This window comes from Sphingopyxis granuli NBRC 100800 (assembly GCF_001591045.1).
Classification (GTDB): domain Bacteria; phylum Pseudomonadota; class Alphaproteobacteria; order Sphingomonadales; family Sphingomonadaceae; genus Sphingopyxis; species Sphingopyxis granuli.
The window spans coordinates 1-14165 of the sequence record NZ_BCUA01000091.1; the positions used below are offsets into that span (position 1 = coordinate 1).

Consider the following 14165-nt stretch of genomic DNA (forward strand, 5'->3'; position numbering starts at 1 on the left):
TGGGCCCGCAGCGCGCTCACATTGGTGTTGATGACAGTCATGTTAATCCTTTCAGGCCGAGAGGCCGTTCCCGTGGTGTGAGGGCTCAGCGAGCGGTCACGAAGCCAGTAACGGCGGAGCGCGGGTCGGATTAAGCCGCGGTGTCAAAAAAATGTCGGACGCGGCGTCAAGCCTGTCGGCATCCGATCAAATCACTGAAAATCAGCCGATAAATATTCTGGCACGCGCCTTGCATTGTTCTTTGGCGTGCGGCGCGCCGCGCCACGACGGAACCGGATGAGAGCGAATGAGCACCATCGATCAGAGCCGACTGCTGCAGATGCGCAGTTCGATCCTCAATCAGAACCAGGCGCTGCAGCGCGCCGCGGGCCGCGGCGGCATCGACGCGGGCGGCGCCGCGGAAGGGACGCCCGATTTCGGGTCGGCGATCTCGGCCGCGCTCGAACAGGTCAACGCCCAGCAGCATCGGGCGAGCGACGTCAGCGAAGCCTATGAACGCGGCGACACGCACGACATCGTCAGCGTGATGATCGAGCGGCAGAAGGCCTCGCTCGGCTTCGAGACGACCCTGCAGGTCCGCAACAAGCTGCTCTCCGCTTATCGCGACATCATGAACATGCCGGTGTAACCCATGGCCGAAGCCCAAGTCCTGACCCCCGTCGAAACCGCCAACCGCCTGCCCGTCCCCACGACGGGCGGCCGGTTCGCGCCCGTCCAGCAATTCATCCGCCAGCCCGCGGTCCAGCGCGCGCTGCCCGCGATCGCCACCAGCACCGCGATCGGCATCGCCGCGCTCGCCTGGTTCATGACCTCGGCCGCGCCGCAGACCCAGCTCTTCGCCGGGCTCGACGACGCCGACAAGGCGGCGGTCGCCGACGCGCTGCAGACGCAGGGCATCGCCCACAGCATCGACCCCGCCACCGGCGCGCTGACCGTCGATGCCGACAAGCTCTATCAGGCGCGCATCGCGCTCGCCGGCCAGGGTCTGCCCCGGGCGCAGCCGAGCGGCGACAGCCTGATCGCCGCGCTGCCGATGGGATCGAGCCGCGCGATCGAGGGCGAAACGCTGCGCTCGGCGCGCGAGGCCGACCTGTCGCGGACGATCGAGACGATCGACGCGGTCCGCAGCGCACGCGTCCATATCGCCGCCGCCGAGCCTAGCCTGTTCGTCCGCGAGGACAAGCCCGCGACCGCGTCGGTGATGCTGACGCTGCAGAACGGCCGCTCGCTGTCCGAGGGGCAGGTGCAGGCGATCCGCTTCCTCGTCGCCTCGTCGGTGCCCGGCATGAACGCCGACCAGGTGCAGGTGATCGACCAGCGCGGTGCGCTGCTGTCCGACGGCGCGACGAGCGGCGACATGAAGGCTTTTCAGCTCCAGACGCAGATCGAGGACCGCTTCCGCCGCGCGCTCGAAACGCTGCTCGGGCCGATGCTCGGCGCCGGCAACTACAGCGTCGAGGTCCACGCCGACATCGACATGTCCGAAAGCCAGGCGACGCGCGAAAGCTTTCCCGAGAATGATCGCGCGCTGCGCAGCGAGCAGGTGACGCGCACCGTGAGCGGCCAGGGCACCCCGCCCGCGGTCGGCATCCCCGGCGCGCTGTCGAACCAGCCGCCGCCCGCCACCACCCTGTCGCAGGCGCCCGAGGCGGCGCCGGCCGGGGCGCCCGCCGCCTCGACGCAGAGCAACGAGAATGCCGCCCGCGCCTATGAGGTCGGCCGCGAGATTTCGGTGACGCACAGCCCGCAGGGCCGCCTGCGCCGCGTCTCGGTCGCGGTCGCGCTCAACCAGGGGCAGAAGGCGCTGAGCCAGGGCGACATCGCCAAGATCGACGGGCTGGTGAAGGGCGCGATCGGATATGATCAGACGCGGGGCGACATGGTCGCGATCAGCCAGCGCCCCTTCGCCAAGGTCGAGGACAGCGCCCCCGCCTTCTACGATCAGGCCTGGTTCCTGCCGCTGGTCAAGCAGGCCGGCGCGATCCTCGCTGCCCTGCTCGCCTTCCTGTTCGTCGGTCGGCCGCTGATCAAGGCGGCGAAGGCGCGCACCGCCGCGCGTGCCGAGCGCGACGCGGCGATCGAGGAAAGCCTGCTCGCCGCCACCGAGGGCGGTCCCGCGCTCGCCGCGCCCGATGCGCAGCGCGCGAACCGCGAGATCACGCTGGAGATGATCGAGGCGGCGCCGAGCTATGAAGCGCGCGCCAATCTGGTGCGTGCCTTCGTCCGCCAGGATTCGCAGCGCGCCGCGCTCGTCGTCCGCCAGCTGATGCAGGAGGCGGCCCGTGGCTGATGTCCTCGACGCCGAGATCGCCCCGCCGGTGGAGGTCCGTCCCGCGATCGACGGGTCGTCGGCCGCGGCGATCCTGCTGATGCTGCTCGACGAAAGCGAGGCGGCGACGATCCTCAAGCATCTCGATCCCGACGAGGTGCGCCAGCTCGCCAAGTCGATGTTCGACACCGCGAACGCGTCGGAAGTGCAGATCGAGCAGGCGCTCGACCGCTTCGTGACGCGCAGCCGCAACGTCAGCGCGCTCGCGGTCGGTGCCGACACCCGAATCCGCGCGGTGATCAACCAGGCGGTCGGCAACGTCCGCGCCGACAATATCCTTTCCGCCGTCGCGCCGCAGTCGAGCGCCGCATCGCTCGAGATGCTGCGCTGGATGGACGTCGAGGCGATCAGCGCGCTGCTCGCGAGCGAACATCCGCAGGTCGGCGCGCTGATCCTGTCGGTGCTCGTTCCCGACGTGGCGGCGCGCGCGATCGAATCGCTCGACGAACTGCTCCAGGCCGACCTCGTGCTGCGCGCGGCGCAGCTCACCGCCGTCCCGGTCGCCGCGATCGAGGATCTCGAAGCGGTGCTCTCCGCCGCCAATGTCGGCGGGCAGCGCGTCGCGAAGCAGCCGATCGGCGGGCCGAGCGACGTCGCCAAGATCATGAAGGTGATGCCCCGTCACCTGTCCGAGCGCACCATCCGGGCGCTCAAGAAGCACGACAAGCAGCTGGCCCAGACGATCGAGGAAGAGATGTTCATCTTCGAGAATCTGCGCGACCTCGACATGCGCAGCCTCGGCACCATCCTGCGCGCGGTCGACGCCGCCCAGCTCGCGCTCGCGCTCAAGGGCTCGGACGAGGCGATGGCCGACCTCTGCCTGTCGACGATGTCGAAGCGTGCGGCGGAAACGATCCGCGACGAGATGACCGAAATGACGATGGTCAAGCGCACCGACGTCGACGAGGCGCAGAAGGCGATCATGCAGATCGTCCGCCAGATGGCCGCGAACGGCGATATCGTGATCGCGGGCGGAGCCGACGATTATGTCTGATCGCTCCGTCGAAACCGGCTTCACCCCCGTCCTGCTCGCGGCCGCCCAGGCGCGCAGCGGCGGCTTTCGCCCGCTGCACCTCGGCCCCGCGCCGCGCGCCGCCGAGGCCCCGCCGCCCGCGCCCGAACCTGCCGAGGCCGAGCCCGCCGACGATCCGTTCGCGCGCGGCCTGGCCGAAGGCCAGCGTCTGGCCGAGGCCGGCTTCGCGGTCGAGCGCCATCAGCTCCTCGCGCTCGTTGCCGCGGCCGAGGCGCTGCAGGACGAACCGAGCGAGGAACTGGCGCAGCTCATCGCCGAGACGGTCGAACGGCTGGTCCGCCAGATCGTCGAAAGCGCGCCGATCGACGCCGAATGGCTGCAGACGCAGGCCGACATCGCCGCCGCGATGGTCGCCGAGGCCGACAAGGCGCGCACGCTGTGGGTCAACCCCGCCGACGCCGTGCTGCTGTCGGACAGCGGCATCGCGCTGCCGATCGAGGCCGACGCCGCGATGATGCGCGGCACCGTGCGCATCGAAACCTCGACCGGCTGGATCGAGCACGGCCGCGCCGTCTATCTCGACGAACTGCGCGCCGCGCTGGGTAGCCAGGACGCCGCCGCATGACGCGCCGGCTCGCCATGACCGCGCATCAGCTCCTCGGGCCGATCGACCTGACGCACGCCTCGCCGCGGCGCATTGGCACGCTCGTCGCGCACGAAGGGATCATGCTCGAAGTATCGGGTTTCCCGATGCCGCTCGGCAGCAATGTCCGCATCAGGTCGGCGACGGGCGATCCGATCCACGGCGAGGTCGTCGGCTTTCGCGGCCAGAGCAGCCTCGTCCTGCCGTTCGACGCCAACATGCCGCTCGTCACCGGCGCGCCGGTCGAGCCGCACGGCGCGAGCAGCATGGTCGCGGTCGGCAAGGCGCTGCTCGGCCGCATCATCGACGCACAGGGCCATCCGCTCGACGGGCGCCCGCCGGTGCAGTCGCAATTCCAGTGGCCGCTCGCCGGCCGCAAGGTCAATCCGCTGCGCCGCGGCCGGGTGACGAAGCCGCTCAACATGGGCGTGCGCGCGATCAACGGGCTGCTCACCGTCGGCGAGGGCCAGCGCGTCGCGATCATCGCCGGATCGGGCGTCGGCAAGTCGGTGCTGATGGGCCAGATGATCGCCGGCACAGAATGCGACGTGATCGTCGTCGGCCTGATCGGCGAGCGCAGCCGCGAGGTCAGCGACTTCGTCGAGACCAAGCTGCCCCCCGCGGTGCGCAAGAAATCGGTCGTTGTCGCGGTTCCCGCCGACCATCCGCCGCTGCTCCGCCTGCGCGCCGCGATGCGCGCGACCGCGATCGCCGAGGCGTTCCGCCAGGAAGGCAAGAAGGTGCTGCTGCTGATCGACAGCCTGACCCGCGTCGCGCACGCGCAGCGCGAGATCGGGCTGACGCTGGGCGAACCGCCGACGATGAAGGGTTATCCGCCGTCGGTCTTCGCGCTCATCCCCTCGCTCGTCGAGCGCGCCGGCAACGACAGCCAGACCGGCGGCTCGATCACCGCGCTCTACACCGTGCTCGCCGACGGCGGCGACATCGATGATCCGGTCGTCGACAGCGCCCGCGCGATCGTCGACGGCCATATCATCCTGTCGCGCCAGCTCGCCGAACAGGGCGTCTATCCCGCGATCGACGTCGCGCGCTCGCTGTCGCGCACCATGGCCGATTCGGTCGATCCCGACCATGCCGCGGCCGCCGCGCGCTTTCGCCAGCTCTGGTCCGCCTATGAGGAGAATCGCGACCTGATGCTGATGGGCGCCTACGTCGCCGGCAGCGACCCGGTGCTCGATACCGCCATCGCGCGCCGCGCCGACCAACTCGCATTCGTTTCCCAACCCGCCGCCGCGCAGGTCGATTTCCAGACCTCGCGTCAGTCCCTTGTCGAAGGATATTCCGCATGAACGCCCGTACCGCACGCCGCAAACGCATCATCCGCGTGCGCTCCGTCGAACATCAGATGGCGGAGGCCAATCTGGCGCGCGCCAAGGGCGAGCTGGCGAGCCTCGTCGAACTGGCGCAGCGGCTCGAGAGGCTGCGCGTCGACCTCGCGATGGCGAAGGGCGCAGTCGCGGGACGCGCGCTCAATTCGGTCGGCGAACTCGGCATGCGGCTCGACATGGCGAAGGAGAATCTCGCCGCGCCGCTCAGCCACGCCAGCGCCCGCCGCGACGAGATGGGCGTGCGCGCGCAGCATGCGATGATCAAGGAGGAATCGGCGGTGCGCCTCTACGAGCGCAGCCGCCGCTCCGACGAGGCCGACATGGAACGCCGTAGCGACGCCAACCGCCCCTTCCGCCGCCGCGCGATGAGCCTGCGCCTGATCGAGGGGGGCGCCGCATGATGAGCACCACCCTGCTCCAGACACCGACGCAGCCGGGCCTCGCCGCGATCCTCGCGGCGATTGGCCAGACTCCGGCGGGCGACGGCGAGAGCGGGTTCGACGAGTTGATCGCCGCCATGCCGGGCGCTGCCGTCACGGCATCGCCTGCTGTGCCGTCCACCACGCCCGTCGCCGACGCGGCAGCGGCGCCGATTGCGGACGCCGAAACCACCTTGCCGGTCCCGGCGCCCGTCGTGCCGGGCGAAGCGGACGCCGCCCCGGTCGAAACCGTTCCCGCGGTGCCGGCAGACGACCAGCCCGTGTCGACCGAAGGTCCGCGACCCGATCTCGCCGGAAAGCCCGCTCCGGCGCCCGCAGCGCAGGTCGCCGGGGGCGAGGTCGAAACCGCGCCGACCCGCACGACGCCGCCGCACCGCCGGCCCGTCGAGGCCGAGGACAACCCCGTTGCCGCCGACCGGCGCGCTGCCGAGGCGGCCGCCAGCCTGATCGCCGTCTTTGCCGGCAAGGACGGCCGCGACGCGGCACCGATTCGCACCCATGCCGCCGCGGCCGAGGGCGAAACGGACGGACCCGTCCCGACGCCCCCCGATGGCGAAACGCCGACCGCCGCGACGACGACGCTGCCCTTCACGGCCGCACAGGCTGACGCATCCGCGCCTGCGCCCGCCACTGCGGCGCCTGCGGCACCGGTGCCCGGCGCTGCCGCAGCCGCGCCGACGCCGGACTTTGCGGGACCGCGCTACGCGGCACCCACGACCCCGGTTACGCCGGCCGTCGTCCGCCCGGACGCGATGCCAACGGCCGATCCGCAGGCGCCGAAGCCCGCCGCGACCGATGGCGGTGCTTCGATGACGGTGCTGTTCACCCAGCCGGCGGCCCCCGCCGCGACGGGTGTCGCGCCGACAGCGCAGCCCGTCCCGGTCGCCGAGCGCACGCTCGACATGGGCAGCGACGATCGCTGGATCGCGCAGCTCGCCGCCGACATCGCCGCGACCAAATCATCCGATGGCGACATCGCCTTTCGCCTGATGCCGCGTCATCTCGGCCGGCTCGACGTCGCGATGCGCCAGGGCGACGAGGGCGTGACGCTGAAGCTCGACACGCAGCATGAGGCGACCGCGACGATCGTCCACGCCGCGCAGGGCCGGCTGGTCGAGGATCTGCGCCAGCAGGGCGTGCGCGTCGCCGGCGCCGAAGTCACCTGCACCCCCGGCGAGACCGGACGCCAGTCGCAGCAGGGCCAGGGCCGCGGCGATCAACCCGCCGGCCAGACCGCCCATCTCATCGAAACCGCCACCGAGCGCGCCGAGCCGCGCGACACCGACCGAGCCGCCGATCGCCGCGGCCGGTTCGCCTGATCAGGAAAGGACAAAGGGTCATGTCCAAGGAACAGACCGAAACGCCCAAAAAGGGCGGCAAGATGAAGAAGATGCTGATGCTGGGCATCGGCGCCGTCGTACTGATCGGCGCCGGCACCGGCGCCGGCATCTATCTGGGCGGCGGACTCGCGAGCGAGGCCGCGAAGCCTGAGGATCATTATCCCAAGCTGGTGCTGCGCAGCGCCGGCAGCGAAGCCGCGGCCGAGGGCGAAGGCGAAGGCGGCAAGAACGCGCCGCTGAAGGTCGGGACCGTTTCGGTTCCCAACGACCGCTTCCAGATCGATCCGCGCAAATATGAGATCACCTATTATCCGATGCCCGACAGCTTCACGACCAACCTGGCCGACGGGTCGGGCTTCCTGCAGGTCGGAATCAGCCTGTCGACCTTCTACGACGGCAAGGTCATCACCAACATCAAGCGCCAGGAAGTGCCGATCCGCTCGGCGGTGCTGATGGTGCTCGCCGAGCAGGACCCGGCGCTGCTGTCGACATCGGGCGGCAAGCAGCAGCTTCAGCGCCAGCTCACCGGCGCGATCAATCAGGTGTTGCGCGAGAAGGAAGGCTTCGGCGGCATCGACAATGTCTATTTCACCAGCCTGGTGATCCAGTGACGCAGGCCGCCCACACCACCGCCGCGCCCGAAGCCAGGGCGTCGCTGCTGCTGCGCAAGGCGGAGGGCAGCTACGCCTTTCCCGCGCTCGACGGCATCGCCAACCAGTTCGCGCGCAGCCTGCGCGACCTGATCCGCGCGCTCGGCGCGCCGCTGGTGCAGGTCGAGCGCGCGGCGGCCAGCCACATGAGCTTCGCCGACTGGTGCGGGTCGATCGCGCCCGGCATCCACTGGCGCTATCACGCGCCGCCGCTCAAGGGACCGGTGCTGCTCGGCGCCGGACGCGGGCTCGTCCTCCAGCTCGTCGACATCTTCTATGGCGGCAAGGGCCAGCTCGCAGGCGACCGCGAGGACCTGACCGACGCCGAGGAACGATTCGCCGCGCGGATCGGCCGCGACATGGGGCGGCAACTCGCGATCGCGTGGCGCGGTACGATGGGGATCGAACCCGAACTCGATTGCGTGACCTGCGATCCGGCGAAGCTCGCGGCGGTGCGCGCCGACGACGAACTGCTCGTCCAGCGCTTCACGCTGCGCGGCGCGCCGTTCGACGGCCAGACGATCGTCTGCGCCTATCCGCTCGCCGCGCTGCGCGGAATCGCGGGCGCCGAGCCGGTTCCCGAGATCGACGACCATCCCGCGACCGACCCCGTGTGGGCGGCGAAGCTCGACGGCACGCTGCGCGGGGTGCGCCTGCCGGTGCGCTCGGTCCTCGCGCGGCCCGAGATCAGCCTGACGAAATTATTGTCGCTGCAGGTCGGTGATATCATTCCGTTAACCATATCGCGTCATGTCCCGATAACCATAGCTGGCCGGAACTTCGCGGTCGGCAGCATCGGCGAGGCCAATGGCAACGCCGCCATATTGATCGACCGAATCGAAAGAGGATCGGACCATGAGTGACCTGGAAGAAGCCCCGCCCGCCGCGCGCCGCGACCGCCGCGATGCCGGTATCGGCGCGGCGCCCAATTTCGATCTGCTCGCGGGCGTTTCGCTGCGCGTTTCGGTCGAGGTCGGATCGACCTCGATGACGCTCGCCGAACTGCTCGCGATGACCGAGGGCAGCGTCGTCGAGCTCGACCGCGCCGCGAACGACCTGCTCGACATCTATGCCAACGGCACGCTGATCGCGAAGGGCGAGATCGTCAGCGTCGACGGCCGCTACGGCATCCAGATCGCCGACGTCGTCGCCCCCGACAATCGCCTCGGCGGTTTCGAGCGGAGGGCCTGATGCTCGAATATCTCCTGCGTCTGCTGATCCTGCTGCCGCTGGTCGGTGGCATGGCGTGGGGCAGCCTGTGGCTGTGGAAGCGCGTCCAGATGGGCGGCCCGCTGGCCGGAGCGAGGCAGGAGCGGCCGATCGAGATGGTCGGCGTGCTGCCGCTCGGCCCCGGTACCAAGCTCGCCGTGGTCGAATTCGCCGGGCAGCGGATCCTGCTCTCGGTCTCGCGCGGCCAGGTCACGCGCCTCGCCGACAACAGCCAGGGCGATTTTCATGTCGGCTGATCCGGCCGGGACGACCCGCCGCCGCATCCGCTGGCTGCGTGCCGCCGCGATCGCCGGCGGCGTCGCGCTGCTCGCCGCGGCGCCCGCCGCGCACGCACAGGCCGCCGACGGGCTGACCCGCGCGGTCGGCGAGATCGGCGGCAACGGGCGGCCGCTGACGCTGTCGCTCCAGATCCTGATCCTGATGAGCCTGCTGACGGTGCTGCCGTCGCTGCTGCTGATGATGACCAGCTTCACGCGCATCATCATCGTGCTGTCGATCCTGCGCCACGCGCTCGGGCTCCAGCAGACGCCGCCGAACCAGGTGCTCGTCGGGCTCAGCCTGTTCCTGTCGCTGTTCGTGATGCAGCCGGTGATCAGCGAAGTGAACCGCGTCGCGATCACCCCCTACGGCCAGGAACAGATCGATATCGGCGAAGCGCTGGTCCGTTCGGGCGATTCGCTGCACGGCTTCATGATGCAGCAGACGCGCAAGACCGACCTGATGATGTTCGCGAAGATCGCCAAGGCGCCGACCTACGCGAGCCCGAAGGACGTGCCCTTCTCGATCCTGCTCCCCGCCTTCGTCACCAGCGAACTCAAGACCGCGTTTCAGATCGGCTTCCTGATCTTCCTGCCCTTCCTGGTCATCGACCTGATCGTCGCCTCGTCGCTGATGTCGCTGGGCATGATGATGCTGTCGCCGACGGTCATATCGATGCCCTTCAAGCTGCTGCTGTTCGTCCTCGTCGACGGCTGGGCGCTGACGATGGGCTCGCTCGCCTCCTCCTTCGGAACCTGAGGGGCTGACCATGGAAGCGGACTATTTCATCGGGGTCGCGCAGCAGTCGCTGTGGGTGCTGGCGCTCGCCGCCGCACCGATCCTGATTCCGGTGCTCGTCGTCGGCGTGCTGCTCGGCATGGTGCAGGCGGCGACCTCGATCAACGAACAGACGCTCAGCTTCGTGCCGAAGCTGATCATCACCGCGGTCTGCCTCGCCATCTTCGGCAGCAGCATCCTCGTGCTGCTCACCGACTTCACCCGCGATCTGTTCGCCCAGATACCCAATCTCGTCCGCTAGCGCCGCGATGGACCCCGCCGACATCCCGAACGTGGAGGCGATGCTCCAGCTCTGGATGCTGGGGATGATCCGCCCCGGCGCGGCCTTTCTGGCGGCGCCGGTGTTCGGCGCGGCCAATGTGCCGGTGCAGCTGCGGCTGATCGTCGCGCTCGCGGTCGGGGTGCCCGCGGTCGGCGCCTCGGGCCTTGCGCTTCCCGCCGAGGGAATCGTCTCGCTGCCCGGCTTCCTGCTGATCGTCGGCGAGGTGGTGATCGGGCTCGGCATCGGCTTCGTGCTCCAGATGGGGCTCGCCGCCGCGCTGCTCGGCGGCGAGACGATCAGCAACGCGATGGGCCTCGGCTTCGCGTCGATGATCGATCCGCTGAGCGGCACCGCCAGTTCGGCGATCGGCCAGTTCCTCTCGATGCTGGCGACCGCGCTCTTCCTCGCCGCCGACGGCCACCTGCTGCTCGTCGGCATCATCGTCGACAGCTATACCGCGCTGCCGCCGGGGGGCGCCTTTCCCTCCTTCGCCGCGATCGGCGGCATCCTGCGCTTTGCGAGCCTGATGTTCGCCGCCGGGCTGACGATCGCGCTGCCGGTCGGCTTCGTGCTGATCCTCGTCCAGATGATCATGGGCGTGATCGGACGTTCGGCGCCGGCGATGAACCTGTTCGCGGTCGGCCTGCCCGCGACGCTGCTCGCCGGCGTCGTGCTGCTCGCCATGGCGACCCCGGTGATGGCGGAGGCGATCGCGCGCTTCCTGTCCGACGCGCTCGACATGGCGCGGCAGATCGCGGCGGGCTGACGCGATGTCGGGCACCACCGAAAAGGACCAGAAGACCGAACAGCCGACGCCGAAGAAACGCGCCGACGCGGCGCGCGAAGGCGATGTGCTGATGTCGCGCGAGCTGGCGACGGCGCTGATGATGCTCGCCGGCGCGGGGTGGCTGTTCGCGGCGGGCGGCTGGCTCGTCCGGTCGGCGGGCGAGCTGGTGCGGCGCGGGCTGACGCTCGACGCCGACGACGTCGCGCATTTCGCGCCCGGCGAGGCGGTGCTGCGCAACGGAGTCGAGGTGCTGCTGCCGCTCGCCAGCCTGTTCGCGCTCGCGCTGGTCGCGAGCATCGCGGCCCCCGCGATGCTCGGCTCGCTCGGCTGGCGCGGCAAGGCGCTGGGCTTCAAGGGCAACCGGATCAATCCGCTGAGCGGCATCAAGCGCATCTTCGGCATGCAGGGGCTGATCGAGCTCGCCAAGTCGATCGCCAAGGTGCTGCTGCTCGGCACCATCGGCTATCAGCTGATCGCGGTGAACCTGCCGGCGATCATGACGATGGCGTCGACCGACCTCAACGCCGCGCTGGGGCTGGCGGGGAGCGCGGTCGCGCGGGCGATGCTCGCGATGGCGGGCGGGCTGGTCGTCATCGCGCTGATCGACGTTCCCGCGCAATGGTATCAGCGCAACCGCAAGCTGATGATGAGCAAGCAGGAGGTGAAGGAGGAGATGCGCCAGACCGAGGGCGCCCCCGAACTGAAGCAGGCGCAGCGCCAGCGCGCCCACGACATTTTGAGCGGGTCGGCGCGCAAGGCGGTGACCGAGGCGACCGTCGTCCTCACCAACCCCACCCATTTCTCGGTCGCGCTGCGCTATCGTCCCGGCGTCGATGCCGCGCCGGTCGTGGTCGCGCGCGGGCGCGGCGACGTCGCGCTGTCGATCCGCACGCTGGCGCGCGAGGCCGCGGTGCCGATCCTCGAATATCCGCAGCTCACCCGCGCCATCTATTTCACCGCACGCGCCGGCCGCGTGATTCCCGAGGAACTGTTCGTCGCGGTGGCGACGGTGCTCGCCTTCGTCTTCCAGCTCGAACGCGCGGTCGCCGAAGGGCGGTCGCAGCCCGCGGTCGACGTGCCGTCGTCGCACCGCTTCGACCCCGACGGCCGCCGCGCCGCCTGACCGCCGCCGGCGCGCTTAAGGAATCGCGCGCGCCGCCGTTAAGCAGAGCGAAGGAAACGCACCATGGTCAGTTCAATCGCCAACAGCCTCGGCTTCGGCTCGGGCCTCGACATCAAGCAGCTCGTCACCGACCTGTCGAACGCCTCGCGCGAGCCCAAGATCGCGCGCATCGCGACGATGACGCAACAGAACCAGGCGCGGATCAGCGCCGTCGCGCAGGCGAAGTCCGACCTCGAGGGCTTTGCCGATTCGTTGAGTCAGATGATCGCCGACGGCGCGCTGCGCAGCAGCCCGACGGTCTCCGACGACAGCATGCTCGGCCTCAGCGCGCGCGCCGGGCTTCAGGCCGACAGCTTCGCCGCCACCGTCACCGTGTCGCAGCTCGCGCGCGCGCAGACCGCCTATTCGGGGGTCGTCGCCGACCGGACCGCCGCGATCGGCCAGGGGACGATGACGCTGAGCGTCGGCGGCACGAGCCACAACATCACCATCGACGCCGCAAACGACAGCCTCGAAGGCCTCGCCACCGCGATCAACGCGAGCGGCAGCGGCGTCACCGCGTCGATCGTCGCCGACGAGGGCGGCTATCGCCTGATCCTGAAGGGCGCGAGCGGCGCCGCGAACGGTTTCACCCTGTCCGCCGACGCGGGCGCCGACCCGGCGCTCGCCGCGTTCGGCTATGGCAGCGGCGGCGCCATGACGCTTGGCCAGAGCGCCGCCGACGCGCAATTCACCATCGACGGCGTCGCGTTCAGCCGCCCGAGCAACACGATCGACGACGTCCTGCCCGGCCTGTCGCTGACGCTCAAGAAGGCGGCGCCCGGCCAGCCGGTCGACATCGGCGCCAGCCGGCCGCTCGACATGATCCGCCAGACCGCGGGCGATTTCGTCGACGTCTTCAACCAGCTCAGGAAAAGCCTGACCTCGGCGGCGAGCCTGGCGGGGGGAACGACGTCGCTGCGCCAGCTCGAAAGCGAGCTCGGCAGCCTGGTCAGCAAGACCCTGACCAGCCACGGCAGCATCAACAAGCTGAGCGACATCGGGATCAGCCTGACCAAGGACGGCCTGCTCGCGCTCGACAGCGCCAAGCTCGAGAAGGCGCTCGCTACCGATGCGGGCGCGGTCGAGGCGCTGTTCAACCCGCGCCGCGACGCCACCCATACCGAGGCCACCGATCCGGGCATCGCCTTCGTGCTCGACGCGATCCGTGACAAGGCGGTCGCCAGCGACGGCGTACTCGGCCGCGCCACGTCGATGCTCGACGCCCGCCGGGCGTCGCTCGCCGAACAGCTCGAGAAGGTCGAGGAGCGCGAGACCATCTACCGCCAGCGGCTCGAGAAACAGTATGGCGCGCTCGATGCCAAGCTGGCCGCGTTCAAGGCGACGCAATCCTATCTCGAACAGCAGATCGAGATGTGGAACAACCAGTATAAGAATTAGGGACGTCCGCCGTGGCAGCGACCGCATCGACCGTCCGGGCGGCCGGACAATATCGCAGATTGCAGAACGAAAGCCGCGCCGAGTCGGCCGACCCGGTCGAACTCGTCACCATGCTCTATGACGAGCTGGAGACGGCGGTGGGCGTGCTCGCCGCGATGGTGCGGCAGGGCCAGCGCATCTCGGCCACCGAACCCGCGCACCGCGCGCGCGCGATCCTGATCGCGCTCGACGCCGGGCTCGACCACGAGGCGGGGGGCGACGTCGCCGCGTCGCTGTCGCGCGTCTATCGCAGCATGCGCCGCAAGCTCGATACCGCGGTCGCCGCGAACAGCGAGTCCGACCTCGTCGAACTGCTCGACGGAATCCTGACGATCAGCTCCGCCTGGCGGCAGTTGCGATAAGCGGTCGCGCAATATTATTTCAAAGCATAGGAAAGTCACACTGCGTACCCCCCCGTGTCGGCGGGGTCGTGCGCCCATCCGACCTCCCCCTGGAGCGGCGAGCCCTTAAAATATTGGGCAATTATCCCTTTTCGACAAGGAA

The 14165-nt window shown here is 69.7% G+C and carries 17 protein-coding genes; all 17 read left to right on the top strand.

Annotation, left to right across the window (positions count from 1 at the left end):
• The first annotated feature begins 286 nt into the window (after positions 1 to 286).
• The 17 genes from fliE to SGR02S_RS16450 all read left to right on the top strand — a co-directional run bounded on the left by fliE (position 287) and on the right by SGR02S_RS16450 (position 14023).
• Positions 287 to 628 (top strand): flagellar hook-basal body complex protein FliE, encoded by a 342-nt coding sequence (fliE, locus tag SGR02S_RS16370; protein WP_067112328.1) that lies wholly within the window; start codon positions 287 to 289, stop codon positions 626 to 628.
• A 3-nt stretch (positions 629 to 631) separates the two neighbouring features.
• Complete coding sequence (gene fliF, locus SGR02S_RS16375; protein WP_067112331.1) at positions 632 to 2290, top strand: flagellar basal-body MS-ring/collar protein FliF; 1659 nt, start codon at positions 632 to 634, stop codon at positions 2288 to 2290.
• Entirely contained in the window at positions 2283 to 3323 is a 1041-nt protein-coding gene (fliG, locus tag SGR02S_RS16380; protein ID WP_067112333.1) for a flagellar motor switch protein FliG, read from the top strand. Before fliF ends, fliG begins: the two co-directional genes overlap by 8 nt.
• Positions 3316 to 3927: a FliH/SctL family protein gene (locus SGR02S_RS16385; protein ID WP_067112336.1), complete on the top strand. Its 612-nt coding sequence runs from the start codon at positions 3316 to 3318 to the stop codon at positions 3925 to 3927. The genes fliG and SGR02S_RS16385 overlap by 8 nt, the downstream gene beginning before the upstream one ends.
• Positions 3924 to 5255, top strand: a complete 1332-nt coding sequence (locus SGR02S_RS16390) for a FliI/YscN family ATPase (protein ID WP_067112339.1) — start codon at positions 3924 to 3926, stop codon at positions 5253 to 5255. The genes SGR02S_RS16385 and SGR02S_RS16390 overlap by 4 nt, the downstream gene beginning before the upstream one ends.
• Entirely contained in the window at positions 5252 to 5695 is a 444-nt protein-coding gene (locus SGR02S_RS16395) for a hypothetical protein (protein WP_067112342.1), read from the top strand. The genes SGR02S_RS16390 and SGR02S_RS16395 overlap by 4 nt, the downstream gene beginning before the upstream one ends.
• Positions 5692 to 7053 carry a flagellar hook-length control protein FliK gene (locus SGR02S_RS16400; RefSeq protein ID WP_156483109.1) on the top strand — a complete coding sequence of 454 codons (1362 nt, stop codon included), beginning with the start codon at positions 5692 to 5694 and terminating at the stop codon, positions 7051 to 7053. The genes SGR02S_RS16395 and SGR02S_RS16400 overlap by 4 nt, the downstream gene beginning before the upstream one ends.
• Before the next feature lie 20 nt (positions 7054 to 7073).
• Entirely contained in the window at positions 7074 to 7685 is a 612-nt protein-coding gene (locus SGR02S_RS16405; protein ID WP_067112348.1) for a flagellar basal body-associated FliL family protein, read from the top strand.
• Positions 7682 to 8587, top strand: a complete 906-nt coding sequence (locus SGR02S_RS16410) for a FliM/FliN family flagellar motor switch protein (protein WP_067112351.1) — start codon at positions 7682 to 7684, stop codon at positions 8585 to 8587. The genes SGR02S_RS16405 and SGR02S_RS16410 overlap by 4 nt, the downstream gene beginning before the upstream one ends.
• Positions 8580 to 8915, top strand: coding sequence for a flagellar motor switch protein FliN (gene fliN, locus SGR02S_RS16415; RefSeq protein ID WP_067112354.1), 336 nt, complete (start codon positions 8580 to 8582; stop codon positions 8913 to 8915). Before SGR02S_RS16410 ends, fliN begins: the two co-directional genes overlap by 8 nt.
• Positions 8915 to 9190: a flagellar biosynthetic protein FliO gene (locus SGR02S_RS16420; RefSeq protein ID WP_067112356.1), complete on the top strand. Its 276-nt coding sequence runs from the start codon at positions 8915 to 8917 to the stop codon at positions 9188 to 9190. Before fliN ends, SGR02S_RS16420 begins: the two co-directional genes overlap by 1 nt.
• Positions 9180 to 9971, top strand: a complete 792-nt coding sequence (gene fliP, locus SGR02S_RS16425) for a flagellar type III secretion system pore protein FliP (RefSeq protein ID WP_104960135.1) — start codon at positions 9180 to 9182, stop codon at positions 9969 to 9971. Before SGR02S_RS16420 ends, fliP begins: the two co-directional genes overlap by 11 nt.
• 10 nt (positions 9972 to 9981) lie before the next feature.
• The gene (locus SGR02S_RS16430) at positions 9982 to 10251 is read left to right on the top strand and encodes a flagellar biosynthetic protein FliQ (protein ID WP_067112359.1); all 270 of its coding nucleotides are present in this window, start codon (positions 9982 to 9984) and stop codon (positions 10249 to 10251) included.
• A 7-nt stretch (positions 10252 to 10258) separates the two neighbouring features.
• Positions 10259 to 11038 carry a flagellar biosynthetic protein FliR gene (gene fliR, locus SGR02S_RS16435; RefSeq protein WP_067112362.1) on the top strand — a complete coding sequence of 260 codons (780 nt, stop codon included), beginning with the start codon at positions 10259 to 10261 and terminating at the stop codon, positions 11036 to 11038.
• 4 nt (positions 11039 to 11042) lie between these two features.
• Positions 11043 to 12182, top strand: coding sequence for a flagellar type III secretion system protein FlhB (gene flhB / locus SGR02S_RS16440; RefSeq protein WP_067112365.1), 1140 nt, complete (start codon positions 11043 to 11045; stop codon positions 12180 to 12182).
• A 63-nt stretch (positions 12183 to 12245) separates the two neighbouring features.
• Positions 12246 to 13622: a flagellar filament capping protein FliD gene (gene fliD / locus SGR02S_RS16445; protein WP_067112368.1), complete on the top strand. Its 1377-nt coding sequence runs from the start codon at positions 12246 to 12248 to the stop codon at positions 13620 to 13622.
• 11 nt (positions 13623 to 13633) lie between these two features.
• Positions 13634 to 14023, top strand: a complete 390-nt coding sequence (locus SGR02S_RS16450) for a flagellar export chaperone FliS (RefSeq protein ID WP_067112371.1) — start codon at positions 13634 to 13636, stop codon at positions 14021 to 14023.
• Positions 14024 to 14165 lie beyond the last annotated feature (142 nt).